This window comes from Xanthomonas sp. AC360 (assembly GCF_979258225.1).
This window is the reverse complement of the sequence record NZ_OZ409846.1, coordinates 4,711,966-4,734,817: the sequence shown is the minus strand read 5'-3', so window position 1 is coordinate 4,734,817 and position 22,852 is coordinate 4,711,966. Positions and strand designations below refer to the sequence as shown.

The 22,852-nt window shown below is 65.4% G+C and carries 20 protein-coding genes and 1 other RNA gene; 8 read left to right on the top strand and 13 right to left on the bottom strand.

Annotation, left to right across the window (positions count from 1 at the left end):
- Position 1 precedes the first annotated feature (1 nt).
- Together ACZZ0O_RS20300 and ACZZ0O_RS20295 are read right to left on the bottom strand one after the other, a co-directional pair.
- Positions 2-1,750: a S8 family serine peptidase gene (locus ACZZ0O_RS20300; protein ID WP_463592499.1), complete on the bottom strand. Its 1,749-nt coding sequence runs from the start codon at positions 1,748-1,750 to the stop codon at positions 2-4.
- Between the two features lie 922 nt (positions 1,751-2,672).
- A complete protein-coding gene (locus ACZZ0O_RS20295) occupies positions 2,673-5,051 on the bottom strand; it encodes a TonB-dependent receptor (RefSeq protein ID WP_463591684.1) in 2,379 nt (792 codons plus the stop codon).
- Between the two features lie 289 nt (positions 5,052-5,340).
- Between ACZZ0O_RS20295 and ACZZ0O_RS20290 the strand changes: the two genes are divergently transcribed.
- Positions 5,341-5,415: non-coding RNA, sX9 sRNA (locus ACZZ0O_RS20290), on the top strand.
- 104 nt (positions 5,416-5,519) lie between these two features.
- Here the strand turns inward: ACZZ0O_RS20290 and ACZZ0O_RS20285 are convergent.
- The 3 genes from ACZZ0O_RS20285 to ACZZ0O_RS20275 form a co-directional block, all read right to left on the bottom strand.
- Positions 5,520-6,749, bottom strand: a complete 1,230-nt coding sequence (locus tag ACZZ0O_RS20285; RefSeq protein WP_323515697.1) for an MFS transporter — start codon at positions 6,747-6,749, stop codon at positions 5,520-5,522.
- A complete protein-coding gene (locus ACZZ0O_RS20280) occupies positions 6,746-7,168 on the bottom strand; it encodes a MarR family winged helix-turn-helix transcriptional regulator (protein ID WP_115528483.1) in 423 nt (140 codons plus the stop codon). Before ACZZ0O_RS20280 ends, ACZZ0O_RS20285 begins: the two co-directional genes overlap by 4 nt.
- Positions 7,169-7,605: 437 nt before the next feature.
- On the bottom strand, positions 7,606-9,672 hold the full coding sequence (locus tag ACZZ0O_RS20275; protein WP_463591683.1) for a TonB-dependent receptor: 2,067 nt from the start codon (positions 9,670-9,672) through the stop codon (positions 7,606-7,608).
- A 159-nt stretch (positions 9,673-9,831) separates the two neighbouring features.
- On the opposite strand from ACZZ0O_RS20275, the gene ACZZ0O_RS20270 reads away from it, so the two are divergent.
- Positions 9,832-10,248 carry a MerC domain-containing protein gene (locus tag ACZZ0O_RS20270; RefSeq protein ID WP_055849856.1) on the top strand — a complete coding sequence of 139 codons (417 nt, stop codon included), beginning with the start codon at positions 9,832-9,834 and terminating at the stop codon, positions 10,246-10,248.
- Positions 10,249-10,527: 279 nt separating this feature from the next.
- On the top strand, positions 10,528-10,710 hold the full coding sequence (locus ACZZ0O_RS20265) for a 30S ribosomal protein THX (protein ID WP_055849858.1): 183 nt from the start codon (positions 10,528-10,530) through the stop codon (positions 10,708-10,710).
- Positions 10,711-10,976: 266 nt separating this feature from the next.
- Here ACZZ0O_RS20265 and ACZZ0O_RS20260 read toward each other — a convergent pair whose 3' ends face one another.
- The 4 genes from ACZZ0O_RS20260 to ACZZ0O_RS20245 are packed head-to-tail and all read right to left on the bottom strand — an operon-like array spanning position 10,977 to position 15,706.
- A complete protein-coding gene (locus tag ACZZ0O_RS20260; RefSeq protein ID WP_463591682.1) occupies positions 10,977-12,314 on the bottom strand; it encodes a chloride channel protein in 1,338 nt (445 codons plus the stop codon).
- Between the two features lie 45 nt (positions 12,315-12,359).
- On the bottom strand, positions 12,360-13,664 hold the full coding sequence (locus ACZZ0O_RS20255) for an alkaline phosphatase family protein (protein ID WP_463591681.1): 1,305 nt from the start codon (positions 13,662-13,664) through the stop codon (positions 12,360-12,362).
- 36 nt (positions 13,665-13,700) lie between these two features.
- Positions 13,701-14,246, bottom strand: a complete 546-nt coding sequence (locus tag ACZZ0O_RS20250) for a methylated-DNA--[protein]-cysteine S-methyltransferase (RefSeq protein ID WP_115513415.1) — start codon at positions 14,244-14,246, stop codon at positions 13,701-13,703.
- Entirely contained in the window at positions 14,243-15,706 is a 1,464-nt protein-coding gene (locus ACZZ0O_RS20245) for an AlkA N-terminal domain-containing protein (RefSeq protein ID WP_463591680.1), read from the bottom strand. The genes ACZZ0O_RS20250 and ACZZ0O_RS20245 overlap by 4 nt, the downstream gene beginning before the upstream one ends.
- Before the next feature lie 145 nt (positions 15,707-15,851).
- Between ACZZ0O_RS20245 and ACZZ0O_RS20240 the strand changes: the two genes are divergently transcribed.
- From ACZZ0O_RS20240 to ACZZ0O_RS20225, 4 genes are all read left to right on the top strand, one after another.
- Entirely contained in the window at positions 15,852-17,036 is a 1,185-nt protein-coding gene (locus tag ACZZ0O_RS20240; protein ID WP_463591679.1) for a COG3904 family protein, read from the top strand.
- Between the two features lie 77 nt (positions 17,037-17,113).
- On the top strand, positions 17,114-17,368 hold the full coding sequence (locus ACZZ0O_RS20235; RefSeq protein ID WP_323515674.1) for a hypothetical protein: 255 nt from the start codon (positions 17,114-17,116) through the stop codon (positions 17,366-17,368).
- A gap of 275 nt (positions 17,369-17,643) precedes the next feature.
- Positions 17,644-18,183 carry a DUF4019 domain-containing protein gene (locus ACZZ0O_RS20230; RefSeq protein WP_055849873.1) on the top strand — a complete coding sequence of 180 codons (540 nt, stop codon included), beginning with the start codon at positions 17,644-17,646 and terminating at the stop codon, positions 18,181-18,183.
- A 25-nt stretch (positions 18,184-18,208) separates the two neighbouring features.
- Positions 18,209-18,610, top strand: coding sequence for an MAPEG family protein (locus tag ACZZ0O_RS20225; RefSeq protein ID WP_055849874.1), 402 nt, complete (start codon positions 18,209-18,211; stop codon positions 18,608-18,610).
- Positions 18,611-18,819: 209 nt separating this feature from the next.
- Here the strand turns inward: ACZZ0O_RS20225 and ACZZ0O_RS20220 are convergent, their stop codons facing one another.
- From ACZZ0O_RS20220 to ACZZ0O_RS20205, 4 genes are all read right to left on the bottom strand, one after another.
- Entirely contained in the window at positions 18,820-19,140 is a 321-nt protein-coding gene (locus tag ACZZ0O_RS20220; RefSeq protein WP_463591678.1) for a hypothetical protein, read from the bottom strand.
- Positions 19,137-19,385 (bottom strand): RNA-binding S4 domain-containing protein, encoded by a 249-nt coding sequence (locus ACZZ0O_RS20215; RefSeq protein WP_463591677.1) that lies wholly within the window; start codon positions 19,383-19,385, stop codon positions 19,137-19,139. Before ACZZ0O_RS20215 ends, ACZZ0O_RS20220 begins: the two co-directional genes overlap by 4 nt.
- Before the next feature lie 134 nt (positions 19,386-19,519).
- A complete protein-coding gene (locus ACZZ0O_RS20210) occupies positions 19,520-20,167 on the bottom strand; it encodes a hypothetical protein (RefSeq protein ID WP_463591676.1) in 648 nt (215 codons plus the stop codon).
- Between the two features lie 23 nt (positions 20,168-20,190).
- Positions 20,191-20,670, bottom strand: a complete 480-nt coding sequence (locus ACZZ0O_RS20205) for an RNA polymerase sigma factor (RefSeq protein WP_463591675.1) — start codon at positions 20,668-20,670, stop codon at positions 20,191-20,193.
- A gap of 177 nt (positions 20,671-20,847) precedes the next feature.
- On the opposite strand from ACZZ0O_RS20205, the gene ACZZ0O_RS20200 reads away from it, so the two are divergent.
- Positions 20,848-22,758 (top strand): DEAD/DEAH box helicase, encoded by a 1,911-nt coding sequence (locus ACZZ0O_RS20200; protein ID WP_463591674.1) that lies wholly within the window; start codon positions 20,848-20,850, stop codon positions 22,756-22,758.
- Positions 22,759-22,852: the final 94 nt, after the last annotated feature.

Below are 22,852 nucleotides of genomic sequence, written 5' to 3'. Positions count from 1 at the left end.
GTCAGTGCCCCACGATGCGAAGGTTGAAGGACTTGAGCGCGGCGGTCTTGGTGGGTTCGCTCATGTCGGTGACTTCCAGTGTCCAGGTGCCGAGCGAGGACTCGTCCAGAAACGCATTGCTGGAGGTGAGGTCGATGTAGAAGCCGGTCTTGGCATAGGCCGCAGGGTCCAGGACCGAGAACGGCGTGGCCACCACGCTGCGGGTGCCGCTGGGCGAGATGAGCACCACGCGCAGATTGCTCGGCGTCAGATGCGCAGACCGCAACGACAACTGCACTGCTTCGATCTTCATCGCCTGGGTGATGCGGATGCGCAGCGTGCCCGGCCGTGCCGGCCCGCCGATTTGGCTGGGCGGATTGGTGGACGCGACCCATTGCGTATCGCGCATGGGTGGCAGTGGCGTGAAGTAGCTCGCCTTGTAGACGGCTGCCGCGCCATCGGCCAAGCCGAACCCGTACCAATTGCTGAAGCGGTGTCCGGCGGCATTGGTGATCCAGCCCGGGTCGATCACGCTGCCCTGGTAGACCGCACGCGGCTGCCAGGGGTCGATCTGGCGTGCAGTGGTGGCCAGGATGTACTTGACATCGCGTGCGCTCAGTCTGGGGTTGGCACTCAATATCAGCGCCGCGACGCCGGAAACGGTAGGAGCCGCTGCGGAAGTACCGTTCATGATGGCGTTGTAGTTGCACGATCCCTCGATCTTGGAGGCACTGGTGTCCAAGGCATTGATGGGTGTGAGGCCGTCGAAGTTGGAACCTGCAGAGCAACCGCTCAGGTCGGTGGTGACAATCGCCGGGTCGTAAATAGTCCGAAGGTCGATGTCTGGAGCGAACTTGCGCTGATATCCGTATTCGCCGCCAATTCCGGAGATCCAGAGCGCTGAGCCGGGCGTGGAGTACGACGAACGCACTCCCTTCGCGTTAACGCTGCCGACCACGATGGTGCCAACCAGACTGTTGATCGCCTCGATGTTGTTCAGCGTACAACCGACATTCAATGCGCGTGTCGTGTCAGGGCACAGATCGATGGTATTGCCTTCCGCATCGTCGATCAGGAAATCTTGGAAGTTGTTGCCTGACGACTTGACGTAGATGCCGCCAAGACCGCTGCGGGTCGAGCGCATCAATGTTTCCCAGGAGCGTTGCTCTGCCCGAGTAAAATCGAGGTAGAACGCTGCATTCGTTCCCCAGCTGTTGTTGAATACATCGATATTGCGCCCCTCCGGTCCCTCACCCCATGCGTAAAGGACGGCTGCGTAGTTTCTTGACGAATCGCGTGCCAGGAAGTCGAATCCTGCCAGCAGCACGTCCGGCGCCACCCCGCGCCCGCCGCGGCCGTTCCAGCCGACCGCGCCGATGATGCCGGCCACGGAGGTACCGTGGCCGCTACCCGGATCGATCGGCGTGGGGTCGTGCGAGCCGTCGCCAAAGTTGTAGGACCCGTTGGGCAGAATGTTTTCGGACATGTCTTCATGCGCCAATTCCAGTCCGTCATCCACCACACCGACGCGTACGCCACGGCCGCGGATGTTCAGCGAATGCAGGATGTCCACATCCATATCGACGCCGGGCACCGGGCGGCTGTCGGCGATCACGGCCTGTCCCTGATTGGAAATGTGCCATTGGTAGCGCAGCAGTGGATCGTTGCCCTTGGAGCTGGCAGTGGTGGTGGCAGTGATGGTGGCCGCGGTCACTGGCGTATCGGCCAGTGCGGGGAGTGACGCGCCTGTGATCAGTAAGGCACCGATCAACAGCGCGAGAGGGCGCCTGCGATAAGAGTTCATTCCGTTTTAGTCCAGTCAAGGGTAGGCACGATCGACGCGACACAGTTCCCCTCCGGCCGATCAGACAATCGGCCGGTACAACGGCTTCAACAGATTCGGGCGGTGCCTATCGAGCCCGAATCAGAAGCATCAGGGGACGTCTAAGTGAATCCACGCGGCAGCGGCCGCGGCGAGCAAAACCGATCAGGCAGCGCCGAACAGATGCGCTTGGCATTGCCAGCACGCAGTCAGGGTCAGGTGGGATCGGATGAGACGTACAGGAGAACAACGCGAAGAAGCAGCAACAGGGTCCATGTCCATGTATCCCGAAAGAGCCAGTGAAACGCATCGATCCGAAACGCTGGATGGATGCGACCGGGTCATCAGTCGGCTCCCCTGTGCGCGTCCGCGCAGCCGACGCTGGCAATGCGAATGCAGTGGCAGCGATTCGATTAAAGATGGCCCACTCCGCGCTCGCAAGCTGAGCGCCAGAAGACAGTCGCGTGACTGGTTGCGCAATTTATGCCAGGCATGCGTATTCACGCGCGCAAAGCGAAGTTTTCGGCCGCGGAATTGGCCGCAATAGTGTGAAATGTATTGCGTGCCCATAGGCACAACGCATCACGATGCGTGGGTCCGCTTCGCATCCGGGTCGGCGCACTGCGCAGATTGCGACGTTCATGCGCATCTGTCGCAGTGATGCGATGCCATACGATTCAGGACTGAGATGCTTTATGAGGGCGCGCGGCCAACGGCGCCTGGGCCGACATCCATGTCACCCGCATCGTTCAATGCAGCGTAGGGACGTGCCGGCCCGGTGACAGCATGGGCTGTCGCCATAGAAAAGGCGTCGATCCCGCGCGTGGCCCGGGATCGACGCCTTGATGCCGCGATGTCTTGAACCTGTCAGCTACCAGCGATACGCCACCGACATCTGGTACTGCCGCCCGGCAATCGGCCGGCCCATGAACACACCGCCGGTCGCCGCACCCGGCACGCGCACGTTGCCTTCGGTGAGCCCCAGCGTATCGGTGACGTTGCTGCCGCTGGCGGTCACTTCCCAATGCTCGCCCACATGCAGATTGGCGCCGATATCGACCATGTCGTAGGAGGGCAGGCGTTGGCTGTTGGCCAGATCGGCAAAGCGATCGCCGATGTAGGAATACGTGGCAAATACCTTCAGATCGCCGAACGGCAGCATCCAGTAATAACTCGGTGTGAGCCGGAACTGCCGCTTGGGTTGGCGCATCACCTGGTTGCCGGTGAACTCGCGATAGTTGCGGTATTTCGCATCCAGCCATACCCCGGTGCCGGCCAGCTCGAAGCCGCCGAACGGGCGGATCGCGCCTTCTACCTCCAGGCCGCGCGCGCGCGAATCACCAACGGCGGTGAAGTTATCGCCATTGGCCAGGAATGCCTGGAACGGCGAATTCTTGAACGTGTTGTAGAACGCGGTGAGATACAGATCGTAGGCGCTGGCACCGGACTTGAGGCCAAGCTCGTACTGGTCCACTTCCTGGACGCGGTTCTGACCATCGCGCAGGTTATCGAAGCCCGGAAACTTCACACCCGAGTTGACGCGTGCGAACAGGCTGTTGCTGTCATTGAGTTTGAAGTTCAAGCCGGCCGTCCACGAGAACGCCTCGTCGTCCTGATCGATGCGACGTGTGGTCGCCAAGGCCAGCGAGGTGGCGTTGTCGTACAAGGTGGCGGGGTTGCCATCCAGGTCCACCGTGCTGGTGTCGTGCACATTGCCGGTCACGCTCTGGCGCTCGTAGCGTGCGCCCAGGTCCAGGCGCAGCCGGTCGTTGAGTTCCCACTCGTCAGCCACGAAGGCGGCGATGTTTTCACCGTCGTAGTTGGCGCGCAGATTCAAGAACGCGGTGCTGGTAAAGCCCTGACGCGTGGCCTGGCGTCCATCGTCCAATGCCACGTCGATGCGCCGTGCGTTGTTCTGTGCGGTGAGCAACATGGTGTTGCCCAGGTACCAGGTATCGGCCGAGGAATACTTGGCGTAGTACGCGCCCACGGTCAAGGTATTGCCGGCAAACAGCTCACGGCTCAAGCGCAGATCGTTGGTAAAGGAATTCAGGCGCTTGTCCACCGACCACCAGCCGGCTTCGAGCACCTGTTGATTCGGGTCCACTGCGCCGCCGCCATTGGTATAGGTCGCGCTACCGCTGCTGCCGTAGCCGGCAATGAAATCGATCAGTCGCAGCGGCGCATCGCCGGTGAACAATGCATAGGTGGGCGCGCTGCCGCTCATCACGTTGAAGCGGTCGGCAATGGTCCAGTCGCCGATTTCCCAATTCAGTTCGCCGCCGAATACATCGATGTTGACGCCGCGCCCATCGGCCAGATCACGTTGCACGGTCTCACCGTTCGGCCCGACCAGCAGGTCCACGTTGCGGAAATCGCGACCGAGCAAAGTGCCGGTCTGCGCATTCAAGCCGGGGAAGCTGGACAGGTCGTTGCCGTTATTGCGCGACAGCAGCGGAATGGCGGTGTAGAAGGCGTTGTTGTCGTCGGTATGCCGCGCGTAGAACGACAGCTCACCACTGTCCCAACGCTTGCTCAAGGTGGCGCTGAACTGGCCGCCCTTGTCGGCAGAAAACTGCGGGTCGCGCACGCCATCGGTTTCGCGAAAGAAGCCGCCCACGCTGTAGTACCAGCCATTGCCCATCGGCCCGCTGTTGAACACATCGATGCGGCGCAAATCATTGTTGCCTCCGGTCAGGCGCACGCTGCCCTCCGGCTCGTCCTGGCCTTTTTTCTGGATGAAGTTGACTGTCAGCCCGGGCTGGCCGTTGGAAAAGATCGGGCTGGAGCCACCACGCAGCACTTCCATGCGCTCGACGGTGTCGTCGACGCGGAACAGCGTGGAATTCTCCAGAAACGACAGGGTCGGCGGTGGAAACAGCGGTGAGCCATCCAACTGCATGGTCACAAACGGCGCGTCGCCTTCGGAAGGCATACCACGCACGAAGATGTTGGCACCGGTGCCGCCGCCGCTGGGTTCGGCCCACACGCCCGGTACGATCTTCAACAGGTCGGCAGTGCTCTGCGGCACCGCTTGCTGGATCTGTTCGGGGCTGGCGGTGGTGATCGAAAAGCTGGCATCGCGCTTGGCCAATCCCTTGAAGCGCGCGGTACCGCTGACGATCACCGCGTCCAACGTGGTGGCGTCCTGCTTGGTTGTCTCTCGCGGTGCGGTCTGCGCGTGCGCCATCGGCGCAAGCAAGGTGGCGATGGTCAGCGATAACGCGTAGCGGGGCATGGATGAAGTCATGATGATTTCCTTCTGTCGCAGCAACCGGCAGATCCCGTCGCAGTGGACGGCGTGCTGCCTGAAAAAGTGACTTGCCGCACAGGAATGCATCGATGGTGCAACAAGCCTGCACGGCGCGTGTTGCTGTTCTAACGGAGTCGCGCATAAAAGCTGTTGTGCGCCGCGTCAACGCATGCAGCGATCGACGTGTGCGTGATGCGCGAGCGTACGCATGGATCGAGCGGCTCTAGGGCAGCTCGGGAAACGGGTGTGCAGCTGCCAGGCGGACGCAGCTGATGCTCGCTGCGGCGTGTGCCACGCATACATCCGGATTCCTCCGCGTCGCTGCACCAAACTGACGACGGCTCGCTACGTTTTGGTAGCGGCTCTCTTGGCGCGCATGTTGACTCGAACGCATGCAGTGGCAACCACGTGCGAGCGCTGCTGCGCGCAGCGTGGCGAAGATGATTGCGTTGTTCTACGCGCGTCTTATGTCGCGGCAACAGTGCGCAGCGGCGCCGCTTCGCGAATCGGCAGGTTGATCAGCGCGGCCGCAACCGCAAGCACCATGTCGCCGTACCACATCCAGCTGTAGTCGCCGCTGTGTTCCAGCACCACTCCGCCCAGCCAGGCGCCGAAGAAACCGCCGAGCTGGTGCGAGAGCAAGGTCAGGCCGAACAGTGTGCCCATATAGCGCGGGCCGAACAGCTTGCCGATCAATCCCGCAGTCGGTGGCACCGTTGCCAGCCAGGTGAAGCCTAGCGCCGCAGCGAACAGATAGAACGTCAGCGGTGTGGGCGGTGCGAGCAGGTACACGCCGATCAGCACCGCGCGGCTGGCATACATCGCGCATAGCAACCACTTCATGCGCACGCGTTCGCCCAGCTTGCCGGCGACCAGACTGCCGGCCACATTGAACAGGCCGATCAACGCGATCGACACTGCCGACACGCTGGCCGGCAACCCGCACAGCGCCACCTCGCCGGGCAGATGCGTGACCAGGAAGGCGATATGCACCCCGCAGGTGAAAAAGCCCAGATGCAGGCACCAATAACTGCGGTCGCGTACCGCCAGCCGCAGTTGCGCGCGCAGGCCGATGTCATCGGCGGCACGCACAGATGCGCTGCCCGCTGCGGATGGCACGCGGCGTAGCGGCCAGGCCAGCGGCAAGGTCAGTAGCGACACCAACGCCAGGCCGAGCATCGCCTTGGCCCAGCCGGCCGCGCCGATCATCACCTGCACCAACGGGGCGAAGACGAACTGGCCCAGCGAGCCGCCGGCATTGATCAATCCGGCCGCAAACGAACGCCGTTCCGGTGCGATGCGGCTCGCGGTGGCGCCGATCAAGACTGAAAAACTGCCAGCGCCGGCACCGGCTGCCGCCAACACGCCCAGCGACACGATCAAGCCCCATTCGCTGGCCAGCCATGGCGTCAGCGCCAATCCCAACGACAGCAACACGCCGCCGAACAGCAGCACCGGCAGCGGCCCGCGCTGATCGGCAATTGCACCGAACACCGGTTGCACCGCGCCCCAGACCAATTGCCCGATCGCCAGTGCGAAGCTGATCGAGGCGATACCAATACCGGTCTGCCGATGGATCGGCTCGACGAACAGCCCGGTGGTCTGGCGCGCGCCCATGGTCAGCATCAGCATCGCCGAGGCGGTGAGCAGCAGGCCCCATTGCGCACTGGCGCGCGCGGTCGCCGACGCGCTCATGCGGCGGTATCCAGCACGGCGTCCAGGCGGTCCAGCGTGGCATGCAGCTGCGCGGTGGGCGCTGCACCGAACAGCGTCTCGATGCGCTGCTGTGCGGCGAGCCAGTGCGGTTGTGCGCGCCGCAGCAACCCACGGCCGCTGCGGCTCAGGATCAGCCACGTTTGCCGTGCATCCTCGCCGCGCTGAGTGGTGATCCATCCAGCGGCAAGCAAGGGTTTGAGGTTGCGGGTGAGGGTGGTGCGGTCCATGCCCAAGGCCTGTGCCAGTGTGCCCAGCGACTGCGCCGTATCGAGCCGGCGCAGGATCGAATACGCGTTGAGGCTCAGCCCCACCGGTGCCAGCGCATGGTCGTACAGCTGCGACATCCGACGCGCCGCCCGGCGCAAATGAAAGCAGGTGCAGTTGGAAGTGCTGGACATGAACGCGCTCCGCAGGATGCGCGCATATTGCGTGTATATGCACTTATCTACAAGTGGCCAGCCGTGCTGCAGCTTCCCAAACAACGGCGCTTTTCCACAATGTCGTAGTCCCCCAACCAACCACGTAGGAGCGCACCCGGGCGCGACCACGCATGGGTTATCGCGCAGTAGAGCGTGACCTGCCGCATCAAGCTCCGCGGACAAGAGCCACCTGTGTTGCGAAACAGCCAGCGCTGTTACACAGGGACTACCGCTTGCAGTGAAGGCTGCACAACGCGTCGGCGTTGTCCTGTGCCGGTCCGTCCGTGCGATTCGGGTTGCGACAAGCACTACATCCCAAGCGCGGCAATCCGATCGGCAACCTATCGACAACCCCACACAAAAAAGGCCGCCCGAAGGCGGCCTCGCTTCTACTCAGCGGGGGAGAGAGACCGCTGTCAGAAGAACATCCGCACGCCGAACGAGGCGCTGCGGCCAGGCAACATCACATCGTCCTTGAGGAAGGAGGTGTGCACGCGTGCGTCCTGATTGGTCAGGTTGTTGCCGTCCAGAAACACTTCCCACGCATTGCTGCCGCGGTCCACGTGATACGCCAGATGCGCATCCACGAAGGTGTAGCCATCGGTCGGGGTTTCGTTCACCGCCACCTTGTCCTGCTTCATGGTGCGGGTGGCGCCAATCGAGGCGCGCCATGCGTCGGCATTCCAGCGCATCTGCGCACCGAAGCGGCCCGGCGCGATGCGCGGCAGATTGTCGCCGTCCTTCAGGCGTGCACGCACGGTATCGCCGAACACGCGCAGGTCCCACGCGCCGGTGTCGTTGTTGGCCAGGTGGAACGTCGCTTCGCCTTCGAAGCCGTGGAAGATCGCATCGGCCTGCGTCCACTGGCGGATCGGCAGGAAGTCGTTGTCTTCTGCGTTGAACCACTGATTGCCGGTGTCGACGATGTAGACGAAGTCGTTGTAGCGGTTGTAGTACGCCGCCACCTTGGCATCCACCCATTCGTTCTGGAAGTTGAGCCCCAGCTCGGCCTGGTTGGCCTTTTCGGTCTTCAGATTCGCATCGCCGATCTCGAAAGCGAGCGTGGCGATATGCGGGCCGTTGGCGAACAGTTCTTCTTCGGCCGGTGCGCGCTCGGCGTGATCCAGGTTGGCGGTCAGGCGCCACTGCTCGTTGAAGCGGAAACCGCCGCTGGCCGAGAAGCTGGTCGGGGTGAAATCGCGGTCCACGCCGATGTCGGTCTGGTACTTGACCTTGTCCACGCGCGCACCGACTTCAGCGGTGACACGCTCCCAGCTGTTGCGCGCCACGGCGAATGCGCCGAGCGAACGGGTATCGGTCTTGGGGACGAAGGATTCTTCGCCCACTGCCTGGAAGGTGGTATCGCTGCCTTGCAGGCCGAACGCGGTCTGCCAGCCGCCACCAAAGGTGAACGAGGCTTCCACGCGGCCTTCGTTGGCGCGCTTGGTGAACACGGTGCCGACTTCGGTGCCTTCGAACTCGGTGTGCGCGTAGTCGGTATGGCCGAAGCTGTAACGCAGCGCGCTGCCTTCGCCCCACGGATCGGTCAACCCGCCCTTGAGGTCGTAGCGGTCCTGCTGCAGCTTCAACGACACGCCACGCTCGCCGAGGGACGGGTCGCCCGGCTCACCGGGGTTGCCATAGTTGTCGCGGAAGCGCGAGGCCGACAGGCCGACAAAGCCCCAATCGCCGGAGAGCGAGGCGCCGATCGAGCCCACCTTGGAGTCGATCCAGCTATTGCGCTGGCGGCCTTGCGGGGTGTCGTAATCGTTCTGGTTGCGGTACACGCCATCGGCGTGGATCGACAGGCCGCTGCCGTTGCCGGCATCGACGCGGAACATGTCGGTGTTGCCGTCCTTGTCGCCGCCATCGAAGCGTACTTCGGCGCGGCCGCTGAAGCCGTCCACCGGGGTTTCGGCAATGCGGCCATCGACCACGTTGACCACGCCGCCGATCGCGCCGGAGCCGTACAGCAGCGTGGACGGGCCTTTCAACACTTCGATCTGGTTGGCCAGAAACGGCTCGATGGCCGGCGAATGGTCCTGGCTGACGGTGGAGACGTCCTGTGTGGACAGGCCATCGCGCAGCACCGCCACGCGCGGGCCGTCCAGGCCGCGGATGATCGGCCGGCCGACGCCTGGGCCGAAGTTGGAGCTCTGCACGCCCGGCAGGCTGGCCACGGTCTCGCCCAGGCTCGAACTGCGCACCTCATCCAGACGCTCGCCGGCCAGCACCTCGACCGGGCGGCTCAGCTCGCCGGCCGCATCGCGCAGCGGGCTGGCGGTGACCACCACCTTGTCCAGGTCCTTGATGTGCCGGCCGCTGGAATGGGTGGCGTCATGCCGGGTGTCCGACGTCGGCGGCGTCTGCGGGTCGGCACCGTCCGGTGCGTCTTCGGCCATGGCCAGGGCAGGAGTCAACAAACTGGTCAGTGCCAGTGATAGAGCGGAGCGGCGCAGCGAGGGGATGAGCGTGGGGGCCATGTGGATCGGACTCTCTAATTGTTACTATATATCAATAGGATGGCGCGGCTTGCCTGCTGCGCCGACGGCAAGACCCGCTCTGCGCGATGCAGTGGTGCGGGCCTGGAACAAGGAAGATGTTATATTATTCCACGTCGCCGCGAGTACCTGCTGGAAGTCATGCCTCTGCCCACACTTCGCCATCTGCTAGACCGCTTCGGTGCGACCGGGTCGCTGCTGTGCGCCGTGCACTGCGCGGTGCTGCCGCTGGTGCTGGCCCTGGCGCCGTCGCTCGGGTTGTCGTTCTGGCTGGGCGACGGCGTCGAACTGGCGATCGTGGTGTTCGTGACCTTGCTGGGTCTTTTCAGTCTGGTCCTGGGGTATCGCCGCCACAAGGCGCTGCATGCGCTGGCGCTGCTGCTGCCTGGCCTGGCGCTGCTTTGGGTGGGTCTGCTGTACGACCCGCTGCACCATTCGGTGGTGCCACACGCAGTGGTGATGACGCTGGGCGGCGCCTTGGTCGGCATTGCCCATCTGGTCAATCTGCGGCTGAATCACGGGCATGCGCATGTCCATGACGCGAGCTGCGCGCACTGATACGCGCTGACGCGCGACTGCACAATGGTTGCAGTCGGCGGTGCGGACGATCGTTTTGACGCTGTTGCCGGGCCGCTGCCGGGAGGTGACAGCCAGGCGCCTGCCGATGGTGTATCCGCTTCACGACCGGCTGGCTCACAGGCCTGCAGGCCGTCCGGGCTGCGCGGCCCCGGGCCGACGTGATAGGCTTATCGGCCTTGCGCGAGGGCACCGCCGGTGCAAACCTCGCCAAACCCGTGCCAGCACGGGAATTTGTATTCACATTCAGGAGTCGACGAAATGGGTAAGGGTGACCGTAAGACCGCCAAGGGCAAGCGCTACAACGCCAGCTACGGCAATTCGCGTTCGCACGCGGTGAGCAAGGTTGTCGTGGGTGCAGCTTCCCCGGTTGCCAAGAAGGGCGTGGTCAAGGCGCCGGCCAAGAAGGCTGTTGCCAAGAAGACCGTCGCCAAGGCCAGCTGACCCCAGCCCGCTTTGCGATCTGAAAACGCGGCGCTTGCGCCGCGTTTTTTTATGTCCGATGTCAGCGGAAAACGCTGATCGAATGCTTGCCAACGTGCCCGTGCTGATGCGGGTCTGAGCAGCGGCTGCGGTAGCGCGTCATCAGCGTCGGCATCCGTTGCGATGACGCGCAACGCATCCGAACAATGGCTCGCGCCATGTCATCAATCGGCGCCGTTCTTGATGCAGTCCGATAAAGCGCTGCGCGCATCGATAACGCCGCGTCCCTAGTGCGCTGTGTCCGCAGCCGGCGCTGGGTTCTTCGCCGCTGGCGTCAGCAACTGCTCGGCCAGTCCGCGATAGATCGGCGTCTTGCACACCAGCCCGGACACCGCGCGTGCAATCAACACGGTGGCCAGGATCGGCAGCAGCATCTGGCTGGTGTCGGTGAGCTCCAGCGAAATCACTGCCGAGGTCAGCGGTGCCTGCGTGACGCCGGTCAGGTAGGCGCACATGCCCAGCAGCACGAAAGTACGCGGGTCCACGCTCGGCATCAGCACCGACAGGTTATGGCCGATGCCGGCACCCACCGCCAGGGCGGGCGAGAACAGGCCGCCGGGGATGCCGGCCAGGTACGAGACCAGGTTGGCGATGAGCTTCATCAACCCAAACTCATGACCGACCACGGCATGCCCCTGCACCAGGCTGCGCGCCTGCTCGTAACCGGTGCCGAAGGCGCCTTGCCCGAACACCAGCGCCAGCCCGACCAGCGCCACGCCGCATAACGCGGCCAGCAGCACCGGGTGCCGCTGGCGCAGTGCGCCCAGCCAGCGCGGTTTACCGCTGACACTGGCCAGTACCAGACGCGCGAAGATCCCGCCAAGCAGCCCGGCCACGCTGCCGCACAGCGCGATCGCCAGCCATGCCTGGCCCAGCGGCAAGGCCACCGCCACTTTGCCGAAGTAGGTGTAGTTGCCCAGCAACCCCAGCGACACCACGCCGCCGACGATCACCGCAGTGAGCAAGGTGCCGGAAAAGCGGTGCTCGAAGCGCCCGCTCAATTCCTCGATCGCAAAGACCACGCCGGCGAGCGGCGTATTGAAGGCTGCGGCAATACCGGCCGCGCCGCCGGCAAGCAGGAAATGCGAGAGCTCGCGCGGATCGTGAAAGCCGAACCAGCGCCCGAACACGTGCATCAGGCTGGCGCCGACATGCACGGTGGGGCCTTCGCGTCCGACCGATGCGCCGCCGAGCAGCGACAGGGTGGTCAACGCAAGTTTGCCCAGCGACACACGCAGCGACAGATTGGTGTCGCGAAACGCCGGGTCCGGATGCTCCAGCGCGGCGATGACCTGCGGGATACCGCTGCCGCGGGTGGGGCGCATCGCCCCGGAGGTGAGCCAGGCGAGCAGGGCGAAGATGCCCGGCGTCAGCAGCAGCGCCCACCAGATCGAATGCGCGGTGATGCGTTGAAACAACTGGAAGGCGGCATCGCTGGCCTTGGCGAACACGATGGCGACCAGGGCCACCGCAATGGCGCCACCCCAGAGTGCAGCGCGACGACGCCAGCCTTCGCTGGACAACAGCGGCCGCAAGCGGCGCGGCGAGGGATCAGAAGCAGACATCGCCCTATTGTCGCATCCGCTCGCCGCCGCGGGTGTGCGCAGTGCTCAGTGCGCAGCGTCCGGCGGCACGCGCAAGGCCGGCAGCAGGGTGGCCGGGTTACCGTCGTTGGGCGCTGCGGTGATGCCGAGCAGGCGCGTCATCAAGGCATACACATCGACGTTGTCGAACCCCGGCAAAGTCTTGCCCTGCGCCAGATCCGGGCCTTGCGCCACGAACACCGCACGCATCGACGGCAGTGCAGGATCATACCCATGCGAGCCGCGCATGCCTTGTTGCGCGCGCTTGGCCAACTTGTCGGGGAACAGTGCGTCCCAGCCTTCGTGCATCTGGCACACGATCGGCGGAATGCGCGGATGCGTGCCGTAATGCCAGCGCGCCGGTAGTTCGGTTTTACGCCAGCAGTCGTACTGCGCATGCGTGCCGAGCAGCATGGCCTCGGCGCTGGCCTGTTGCCCGGGCTGCGGATCGAAACCGATCACCTGGCCATCGGTGACCGCGGTGGCAATCGCGGGCGGCGCGATGGCTTCCACGCTGATCGCATGCCCTGGCGCCACTTCGGCCATACCGTGGTCGGACACCACGACGATGTTGGTGCGCGCACGGGTGCCGTCGCGCTGCATGCCGGCCAGCAACCGGCCGATGGCGGCATCGACTGCACGCACGCTGTCGGCGTATTCGCGCGATTCCGGGCCGTGATCGTGGCCGGCTTCATCCACGTGTTCGAAGTACAGCGTAACCAGACGATTGCGCTGCGCACCGGAGCGCGCGAGCCAGCCCAGCGTTTCGTCCACACGGGCGTCCATGCCGACGCCTTCTTCGTAGTGACGCCATTGCGTGGGGCGCACGCCCTGGATGGCTGCCTCGCTGCCCGGCCACGACCAGGTTGCCGCATGCAGGCCGGCCTGTTCTGCGCCCACCCACAGCGGCTGGCCACCCCACCAACGCGCGTCGCCCACCGCCTCCGGCTTGCTCAGCCAGAAGCTGCCCAACGCGGGGTCGCGCATGCTGTTGTGCACGATGCCGTGGTGGTCCGGGCGCAGACCGGTGACCAAGGTGTAATGGTTGGGAAAGGTCAGCGACGGATACGACGGCGTCATCCAGCGCGCACGCACGCCATCGCGCGCAAGTTGGGACAGCGTCGGCGTGATGTCGCGATCGAGCATGTCTGCGCGCAGGCCGTCGATGGAGATCAGCAGCAAGGTGTGCGGCGTGTCGTCGGATATTGCGGCTGCCGATGCTGGCGACGATGCGGTGGGCTGCGTCGAGGCGCTGCGCACGCCGTGCTGGGTGGAGCAGGCCGCCAGCAGCGCGGTGGCCATCGCGGCAACTACAAGACGTCTATCGATCATGTCGCCAGTTTACGGCGCAGCGATGACCTCGCGAAGTCAGGGTGCCTGGATTGCGCGCTGGTCGCCGAACAGATCGTCGGCGCGCGCGATCTGGCGCGGCGACCAGCCTTCCAGTTGCAATAACGCCTGCTTGGTCGGCAGGCCGCCGCCGAAGCCGGTCAACGTGCCATTGGCGCCGATCACACGGTGGCAGGGCAGCACGATCGGCAACGGATTGCGGCCGTTGGCAGCGCCCACCGCGCGGCTGGCGGCGGGGCGACCTACCGCCTGCGCAAGCTGCGCGTAACTCCAGGTCTGGCCGAACGGAATTTGCGCCAACGTGTGCCAGACCTGCAGCTGAAATGGCGTGCCGGCCGGTGCCAGCGGCAGGTCAAAACTGCGTCGCCCGCCATGCAGATAATCCAGCAGCTGCTCGCGCGCTTCGCGCACCAGTGCGGTATCGGGGGCATGCGTCCAGCGCGCACGTCCAGGCGCGTCGTAGCGGTTCTGTGCGAACAGGATATGGTGCACGGCGGTGGAATCGGCGGCCACGGTGAGCGCGCCGATCGGCGAGGGAAAGGTGTCGTAGTACAGCGTGTTCATGGGCGGGTGTCCTTGCGATCGACGGCGAGATGCCACAGGTGCAACACGGCATAGGCGCGCCATGGGCGCCATGCCTGCGAACGTGCCTCGGTGGCCCGTTCGCTCAAACGTTCCGGCGCGCCGAGAACCTGCTGCAGGATCAGGTCGCCGGCCGGAAACGCATCCGGATGCGAGAGCGCGCGCATCGCGATGTAATGCGCAGTCCACGGGCCGATCCCGGGCAGCGCGGTGCAGGCGGCGACGAAGTCCGACAGGCGCTGGCCGGCGCCGAAATGCAGCCGGCCTTGTGCGCAGGCCAATGCCAGTGCGCGCAACGTGGCCGCGCGTGCGCGTGGCAGCCCGAGCTGTTCCAGTGGCGCGTCTGCCAGTTGTTCGGGCGTGGGAAAACTGCGGTCCAGACCGGGCGGCATGTCGACATGATGGCCGCCGTGGCGGTCGACCAGCCGCGCCGCCAGCGTTGCGGCACCGGCCACGCTGATCTGCTGGCCCAACACCGCGCGCACGGCGACTTCAAAGCCATCCCAGCCCCCCGGCACGCGCAGGCCGGGACGGCGCTGGATCGCCTCGGCCAACAGCGGTTCGGATTCAAGCGTGGCATGGACGGCCTGCAGGTCCGCATCCAGATCGAACACACGACGCACGCGACGCACGATCTGCGGAATCTGACGCGGGTCGGTGGCATCGATGCGCAGCAGCAGTTCCGCCCGCTGCTGCGCGGCGACGACCTCGATCAAGCTGGCGTTTCCAGGCGTGCCGATCACGCGCCGGTAGCCGCTGGCATCGACCTGCTCGATCCCCGGAATCGCGCGGCGCTGCAAAAAGCCCAGCATCGCGGCCCAATCCAGCGGCGGGCGATACCCCAGACGCAGACGCAATTGGCCGCCTGGTACTTCGCTGCGCTGCTTGCGTAGCGCCGACGGCGGCATGCCGCAGCCTTGCAGAAAGGCCGCGTTGAAACGCCGCAGGCTGTTGAAGCCGGCAGCGAGTGCGACCTCGGTAACCGGCAAGGCGGTTTCGGTAAGCAACTGCTTTGCCAACAGCAGCCGGCGCGTGCCGTGCACCTGGATCGGGGTGGCGCCAAGCTGCTGCACGAACTGCCGTTGCAGCTGCCGCGCACTCACCCCCACCGCATCGGCCAGCGTCTGCACCGGCTGCTCCTGCAGCACGCCTTCGGCAATCATCGCCAGCGCACGCTGCACGCTTTCTTCGCCCAGATGCTGCTGCGCCTGCGGCGACAGCTCCGGACGACAGCGCAGACACGGCCGGTAGCCCGCCGCACTGGCCGCCGCTGCGCTCGGGTAGTAACTGACATTGCCTGGCTTGGGTGCCGGCGCCGGACACACTGGCCGGCAGTAAATGCCGGTGCTGCGCACCGCAGTGAAAAACAGCCCGTCGAAGCGCGCATCGCGCGCCAACCGGGCGCGGTCGCATTGGATTCGATCGGGCGTCAACGTCTGCATGGCGCCAGTCTATGCCCTGGCTTCGGCCGAGGCTGGCCGTTTTCGGACAGGGTTGCCGCAGCGCGGCGTGTTCACGGCCGGGTCAAACCTGTAGCCCATTCAGCCATAGACTGAAGGTGAATCCGTCGCGCTCACAATCCCCATCATGCTCAAATCGCTTTGCCTGTCCGTTGCGTGTCTGCTCTTGCTGGTGGCGTGCGAACGCAGCGCGACGTCTGCCGATGCCGGGGCGGCGCAACAAAACAATGCCGGGCAGGCGGGCGATGGCGACCACATGGTGTCGGTGGATACGCCCGAGCCGGTGGCGCCACCGCCGCGTCCGCGCGCGCAGACGGGTGAGGTAGGTTGGCCGCAGGCACAGCTGGAAGCGGGCCAGGCCTGGATCAGTTGCGCCACCGATTACAGCAAGGAGGCCGGCGACGGCACGCTGCTGCCGGCACTGGATCGGGCCAGTGTGGAAGCGGCGCTGGCGCCGTGCCGCGAGACGGGGCTGGTGCGGGTGCGGTATGCGGGCAAGATCAATGCCGGCTTCGCTGCGCTGGTCTGGCGCCTGGCGGCGGTGGCCGAACAACTGCGGTTGCCGCATCGCATTGTGGATCTGGATTCCAGCGGCGGGCAGGTGGAGGCTGCGATCCGCGCCGGCGACACCATTGGCGAATCCAACTGGACCATCTGGGTGCGCGAGGGTTCGGTCTGCCACAGCGCCTGCGTGTTCGTGCTGGCGGCCGGCGATAACCGCCTGGTGGCCGGCAAGGTCGGCATCCACCGGATGATGCGGATCAGCTCCAAGGCGACGTCGCGCGCAGAGCTCAATCGCGAATTGCGCGAGGTCTACGGCAACGTCAAGGATTATCTGGAGCGCAACGGTGTGGCAGTGGCGGTGGCCGATCTGATGATGACCGTGCCTAACCGTAGCCTGCGGCTGCTGACGATGGAAGAACTACGCGAGTACGGGTTGGACGGCACCAACGCCGTGCAGGACGACCTGGAGCGCATCCGGCAGATGCGCAAATGCGGCGATGCGTTTGTGCGCCGCAAGGATGCGTTTCTGGTGGCGTTCGATCAAAAGTGCAAAGGCGAGGGCGCCGATCTGGATGCGGTCAACGCCTGCGGCCTGGCGCTGAAGCAGCGCTTCGGTTTTCCGGATGCGGCTTGCCCGGAAGAAAGCCCGCTGGCCGAGACCGATGCCGCCGCCTTGCCGGCAACCCCGGCGGCCGAGACGCAGACCGGTTCCGCAGCGGATGAGCGACCACCGGCAGAACCGAGCGCCGCCGCGGCGCCGGATGCCGCAGAGACGGAGCCGTCGACGCCCGCGCACGCCGAGGGCTGAGGGCGGCGGCAAGTTTCACGCGTATCGCACTGCGCGCTGCCTATCGTCGCCCCATCACAACCGGGCCGGGGGGCATTATGCGAGGCAAGACCAAGGGCGTTGTACTGGCGTATCTGCCATCGGCGTTGCTGGTGCTGGTGGGCTTTGGCGTGGCTGAACTGCTACGCGTTGCCGCCGCCGCACTGCATGCGCAATGGCCGGCCACGCTGGGGATGTGGCTCAGTCTGGCGGCGCTGGTTGCGGCCGTCGCACGTGCGTTCTGGGTCAGCTGGCGCCTGTGGCGCCCGCGCGGCGTGGCTGCCGTGCCGCCTGCTCCCGGCGGAGAGCTCTAGCGATTCGATCCAGGCCGAACGAACCAGGTCTGGGTTAGGGCTGCGTTGAACGCGCGGTTCGCACTGGCTGCGCAGATCCGGCCTGCCGCCTGCGCTCTACCGGCGGATCAGGCGGCTTGTTACACGCCGACGCGACAGTTCCGTCCGGATCATGCAGTCAGCCGCTCCCGCCCGGATCGCGCGCCGCTTGTGTTGCGCAGGTCCGGCCATAGACTGCGCTACCCACCGCAATGTGTGCGGTCCATCTCTTTCCAACCCGTTCAAGGTGCTGTCCCATGCTCCGTCCTCGTTTGCTTGTCGCGTTGGTGTTGGCTCCAGCGCTGGCGTTTGCTCAACAACCGCAGCCGTCCCGCGCGGCCACTGCCCAGCCGGCGCCCGCGGCACAAAAACCGGCGGCGGGGCAGCCCGTACCAGCGCCCAGCGCGGCCCAGCAGGCGCAGGTCGCCAAGCAGGACGTGGAGATGACCCAGGCCGCCTTGCGCGTGGCGCAGATGGTGGATGCCAACAAGGCCGCTTCGCTGTGGGACGGTGCGTCCAGCGTGGCCAAGACTGCGGTCAAGCGCGATGCCTTCGTCGCCCAGCTCGCCGGCGAGCGTGCGCGTCTGGGTGCGATGGTCGGGCGTGGTCAGGGCTCGGTGACGCGGGTGAAGTACGGCCCCGGCGCGCAGGTGCCCGAAGGGTTGTACGTCAACGTCAGCTTCCCGACCCGGTTTGCCAACGCGCCGCAACCGGTGCGCGAGCTGGTGTCCTTCCGTCTGGACGAAGACAAGACCTGGCGCGTTGCGGGCTACAGCCTGCGCACGGCGGCCAAGTGATGCGGCAGCCCTCCAGGAGACCGACATGCAACTGACCATCGAACTGCAGATGCTGGGCTGGGCCATGGTGCTCGGGCTGGTACAGCTGCTGGCTGCATCGGTCAGCATGACCGCGCAGCGCGGCACCAAATGGAATGCCAGTCCGCGCGATGGCGATGCCAAGCCGTTGACCGGCGTCGCCGCACGGCTGGATCGCGCGTTTCGCAACTATCTGGAAACCTTTCCGATCTTTGCCGCAGCGGTGCTGGCAGTGACCGTAGCCGGTCGCACCAATGCGGAAACCGCCTTGGGCGTGCAGCTGTATCTGTGGGCGCGAGTGGCGTACGTGCCGGTTTATGCGGCCGGTATCCCCTATCTGCGCAGCGCAATCTGGGTGGTGTCGTTCTGGGGCATCGTCAAGCTGGTACGCGCGCTGCTGGGTTGGTAAGGCATTACGGTTCTGGCGCGTGCACGCTTGCCGTGCATGGCGCTTGATCCCGATCGAGCGCCGCGTCGCGCGTTGGCTCCAGACTGGGTGCATCGGCGGTAGCCGGTACGCAGCATGCAATCGGTGGAGAGCGTCATCCGCCGTCGTTTAGACGGGCCTGGGCGCGCAAGCGGGCAGGCGATACGAGCATTCCGCCGTACTGGATTGCATCAGCCCGGCACCTGCACCCGCGCCACGATCGCATCGATCGCGGTCTGTGCATCGCCGCTGCGCATGGCCTCTTCCAGCAGCGGGATCGTCCAGGCGCAACCTGCATGGGTCAGATGCACGCGCCAATCGCCTCGCCAGCCGTCCAACTCGTCCAACGCCAGCATGATGCAGCCGCCACGGTCGGCATGGCCGCCATGGATGGATTGCTCCAGCCAGAACGGGCGCGCCGCGCCGAGTTCGATAGAAAAGACGTAGACGTCGTGCTTCGGATCTTCGGAAGACGGCGCGATGTTGCGCTGTCCGATCTCGATCACCCTCATTCGTCGGACTCGGACTCGGACTCGGGGTCCATGGCCATGACGCGAATTTCCACGTCATCCAGTTGCACGAGTTGACCGGGGCGGATCTTCGCGGTCTTGCGCAGTTCCTGCATGCCATCGACGCTGACCGCGCCGCTGGCGACGATGGCCTTGCCCTGGCCGCCGCTATCGGCAATGCCGGCCAGCTTGAGCAACTGGTTGAGTTCGATGTACTCGCCGTCCAGGTCGAATTCCAGGAATTGCATGCTGCACTCGGTCGAAAAAGAAACCGATTATCCGCCCGGAGCCGCTGCCAGCACCACCATGCGCAAGCCCGCACCAGACACATGGCTGTGCGCAGACAGCGACAGCGCGCTGTCGCTGTCGTCAGAGTGGCCGCCTACTCGCGGCGAAACCGCTCAATCTCCTCCAGCAGGCGCTGCGCGCGGGTCAGGCTGCCACCGGCATGCGCATCGTCGATGCGGTCCAGCCAGGGGTGCTGTGCGCGCTGCAGCCGCCGATAGCCGTACCAGGTGCCGAAGGCGCCCATCACGCCCACCAGCACGTTGAGCAGCAGCCAGACGTGCGGCAGTGTGGTGCCAGTGAGGCTGCGCCAGGCGCTGTCGGCGACGGCCACCCATAGCACCCAGAACGCGATGCCCAACCACGGCACGACGCGCGTGCGCCAACGCCGCAGCTGGGCGAGTGCTTGTTGCGTCTGGACCAGCGGCCCGGCGAAATCCGGTTGCGACAGCAGCTGCAATTGACGGCTCGCCGAGAGCGCCAGCGCCACGCACCATAGCTGCAGCAGCACGCCGCCGATGATGGCCGCAACTTGATGGGGTTCTCCCAGCCAGCCACGAACAAACACAAGGCTCAGTGCCAGTGCACACACGAGCTGTGCCACCTGGCGCCACCACAGCGGGCGCAGGCTGGCATGCGCTGCATCGCTGCGGATGGCACCGAGCAGGCGATGCATGTCTGCGGCCTGGCGATCCAATCGGTGTTCCAGGGCGTGCCAGGCGTGTTGCATGTCGTCGAGTTCCATTGCGGCTCCGGTGATGGTGTGGGTCAAAGTTCGTTGCGGATGCGCGCCTTCAGGCGGCTGAGTTTTGTGGCGACGTTGGTTTCGCTGATGCCGAGCACCTCGGCGATCTCGTGGTAGCGGTGGTCGTCCAGATAGAGCAGCAGCAAGGCGCGCTCCAGCGTGGGTAGCTGCGCGATGAAGGCGTATAACGCGGCGACCTGCTGCTCGCGTGCGGGGTCGCGCGCCGCCGGGTCCGCGAGTTGGTCCACCACCGCATCCAGGGCGATCGGCGCATCCGGCGCACGGTCGCTGATCGCCACATTCAGCGCGATGCGATACATCCAGGTCGAAAAACGCCGGCTGGGGTCGTAACCAGGAAATGCGCGCCACAGCTGGGCCGCGATTTCCTGGGCCAGCTCGTCGCGGTCGTCGCGATTGCGGCAATAGCTGGCGGCCACCTTCAGCACGATGCCCCGGTGCTGCCGAAGCAGGACGCTGAAGCGGGTTTGCAGGTCTGTATCCACGGGCTTGGCTCAGGTGCCGGGCAAGGCGGGGAAGTGCGTGCCAGGATGATTCGCCGGGGCGGGCGAATCCTCACAACCTGAACAAAACGTCACGACCCTTCGACACGAAGGGGGGTAAGGGCGCACAATACCCTGCTTTGCGCCTGCCGGCTCCGTGCGGCGCCTCCGGAGTTACCCATGACCCAAGAATCTTCCGCGCCGCTGCTGTTTGCAGACCTCGGCCTCTCGGACGCTGTGATGAAAGCCGTTGCCAACGTTGGCTACGAGTCGCCGTCGCCGATCCAGGCTGCCACCATTCCCGCGCTGCTTGCCGGCCGCGACGTCCTCGGCCAGGCGCAGACCGGTACCGGCAAGACCGCCGCGTTCGCGCTGCCGGTGCTGTCCAACGCCGATCTGAATCAGCTCAAGCCGCAGGCGCTGGTGCTGGCTCCGACCCGCGAACTGGCCATCCAGGTCGCCGAAGCCTTCCAGAAGTATGCCGAAGCCATTCCCGGTTTCCGCGTGCTGCCCGTGTACGGCGGCCAGCCGTATGCCCAGCAGCTGAGCGCGCTCAAGCGCGGCGTGCATGTGGTGGTGGGTACCCCGGGCCGGGTGATCGATCACCTGGATCGCGGCACCCTGGATCTGTCCCAGCTCAAGACGCTGGTGCTGGACGAAGCCGACGAAATGCTGCGCATGGGCTTTATCGACGATGTCGAAGCCGTGCTGAAGAAGCTGCCGGAAAAGCGCCAGGTGGCGTTGTTCTCGGCCACCATGCCGCCGGCCATTCGCCGCATCGCGCAGACCTATCTGAAGGACCCGGCCGAAGTCACCATTGCGGCCAAGACCACGACCTCGGCCAACATCCGCCAGCGCTACTGGTGGGTGAGCGGGCTGCACAAGCTGGACGCGCTGACCCGCATCCTTGAGGTCGAGCCGTTCGACGGCATGATCATCTTCGCGCGCACCAAGGCCGGTACCGAAGAACTGGCGCAGAAGCTGCAGGCCCGTGGCCTGGCCGCGGCCGCCATCAACGGCGACATGCAGCAGGCCGCGCGTGAAAAGACCATTGCCCAGCTCAAGGACGGCAAGCTCGACATCCTGGTCGCCACCGACGTGGCCGCCCGCGGCCTGGACGTGGAGCGCGTCAGCCACGTGCTCAATTACGACATCCCGTACGACACCGAAAGCTATGTGCACCGCATCGGTCGTACCGGTCGTGCCGGCCGTAATGGCGACGCCATCCTGTTCGTCACCCCGCGCGAGAAGGGCATGCTGCGCTCGATCGAGCGCGCGACCCGTCAGCCGATCGAAGAAATGCAGCTGCCGAGCGTGGATGCCGTCAACGACACCCGCGTGGCGCGCTTCATGACCCGCATCACCGAGACGCTGGCCAGTGGCCAGATCGACATGTACCGCGATCTGCTGCAGCGCTACGAGGCCGAAAACAACGTGCCGGCGATCGAGATCGCCGCGGCGATGGCCAAGTTGCTGCAGGGCGATGCGCCGTTCCTGCTGACCCCGCCGGTGCGTGGCGCGCGCGAAGAGTTCACCCCGCAGCGTGCCGACCGTGGGGATCGCGGCGATCGCGGCGAGCGTCCGCGGTTCGAGCCGAAGTTCGAGCGTGGCCCGCGTGCCAACGACGGCGAGCGCGCACCGCGTCCGCCGCGTAGCGAGGATGCCGGCAGCGAGCGTCCGCGTCGTGACCCGGCCCCGCGTGGCGAGCCGGAGTTCGGCATGGAGAGCTATCGCATCGAAGTGGGTCACACCCACGGCGTGAAGCCGGCCAACATCGTCGGCGCCATCGCCAACGAAGCCGGCCTGGAAAGTCGCTACATCGGCCGCATCGATATCCAGGACGATTACTCGATCCTGGATCTGCCGGCCGACATGCCGCGCGAACTGCTGACGCACCTGAAGAAGGTCTGGGTCTCCGGCCAGCAGCTCAACATGCGCAAGCTGGAAGAAGGCGAGGCGGCGGCGTCGCCGTCCAAGCCGCGCTTCCCGCGTGGTGGCAAGCCGTCCGGTCGTCCGAACGGCCCGGGGCGTCCGATGGATCGCGCCGGCGCGCCACACCGTAAGGGTCCGCCCAAGCCGCGCGGCGAGTAAGCCACGCTGACAATCGGCTGCGCGGCGAAGCGCGCACGTAGCCGGTGTCAATGCCGCTATTCCTTTCCAGGCATAGTCTGGCAATGCAAGCAAG

Excerpts from the sequence above, each read along its gene's own strand:
- ACZZ0O_RS20295 (WP_463591684.1), bottom strand. The coding sequence starts at position 5,051 with ATGACTTCATCCATGCCCCGCTACGCGTTATCGCTGACCATCGCCACC.
- ACZZ0O_RS20285 (WP_323515697.1), bottom strand. The coding sequence starts at position 6,749 with ATGAGCGCGTCGGCGACCGCGCGCGCCAGTGCGCAATGGGGCCTGCTG.
- ACZZ0O_RS20280 (WP_115528483.1), bottom strand. The coding sequence starts at position 7,168 with ATGTCCAGCACTTCCAACTGCACCTGCTTTCATTTGCGCCGGGCGGCG.
- ACZZ0O_RS20275 (WP_463591683.1), bottom strand. The coding sequence starts at position 9,672 with ATGGCCCCCACGCTCATCCCCTCGCTGCGCCGCTCCGCTCTATCACTG.
- ACZZ0O_RS20270 (WP_055849856.1), top strand. The coding sequence starts at position 9,832 with ATGCCTCTGCCCACACTTCGCCATCTGCTAGACCGCTTCGGTGCGACC.
- ACZZ0O_RS20265 (WP_055849858.1), top strand. The coding sequence starts at position 10,528 with ATGGGTAAGGGTGACCGTAAGACCGCCAAGGGCAAGCGCTACAACGCC.
- ACZZ0O_RS20260 (WP_463591682.1), bottom strand. The coding sequence starts at position 12,314 with ATGTCTGCTTCTGATCCCTCGCCGCGCCGCTTGCGGCCGCTGTTGTCC.
- ACZZ0O_RS20255 (WP_463591681.1), bottom strand. The coding sequence starts at position 13,664 with ATGATCGATAGACGTCTTGTAGTTGCCGCGATGGCCACCGCGCTGCTG.
- ACZZ0O_RS20250 (WP_115513415.1), bottom strand. The coding sequence starts at position 14,246 with ATGAACACGCTGTACTACGACACCTTTCCCTCGCCGATCGGCGCGCTC.
- ACZZ0O_RS20245 (WP_463591680.1), bottom strand. The coding sequence starts at position 15,706 with ATGCAGACGTTGACGCCCGATCGAATCCAATGCGACCGCGCCCGGTTG.
- ACZZ0O_RS20240 (WP_463591679.1), top strand. The coding sequence starts at position 15,852 with ATGCTCAAATCGCTTTGCCTGTCCGTTGCGTGTCTGCTCTTGCTGGTG.
- ACZZ0O_RS20235 (WP_323515674.1), top strand. The coding sequence starts at position 17,114 with ATGCGAGGCAAGACCAAGGGCGTTGTACTGGCGTATCTGCCATCGGCG.
- ACZZ0O_RS20230 (WP_055849873.1), top strand. The coding sequence starts at position 17,644 with ATGCTCCGTCCTCGTTTGCTTGTCGCGTTGGTGTTGGCTCCAGCGCTG.
- ACZZ0O_RS20225 (WP_055849874.1), top strand. The coding sequence starts at position 18,209 with ATGCAACTGACCATCGAACTGCAGATGCTGGGCTGGGCCATGGTGCTC.
- ACZZ0O_RS20220 (WP_463591678.1), bottom strand. The coding sequence starts at position 19,140 with ATGAGGGTGATCGAGATCGGACAGCGCAACATCGCGCCGTCTTCCGAA.
- ACZZ0O_RS20215 (WP_463591677.1), bottom strand. The coding sequence starts at position 19,385 with ATGCAATTCCTGGAATTCGACCTGGACGGCGAGTACATCGAACTCAAC.
- ACZZ0O_RS20210 (WP_463591676.1), bottom strand. The coding sequence starts at position 20,167 with ATGGAACTCGACGACATGCAACACGCCTGGCACGCCCTGGAACACCGA.
- ACZZ0O_RS20200 (WP_463591674.1), top strand. The coding sequence starts at position 20,848 with ATGACCCAAGAATCTTCCGCGCCGCTGCTGTTTGCAGACCTCGGCCTC.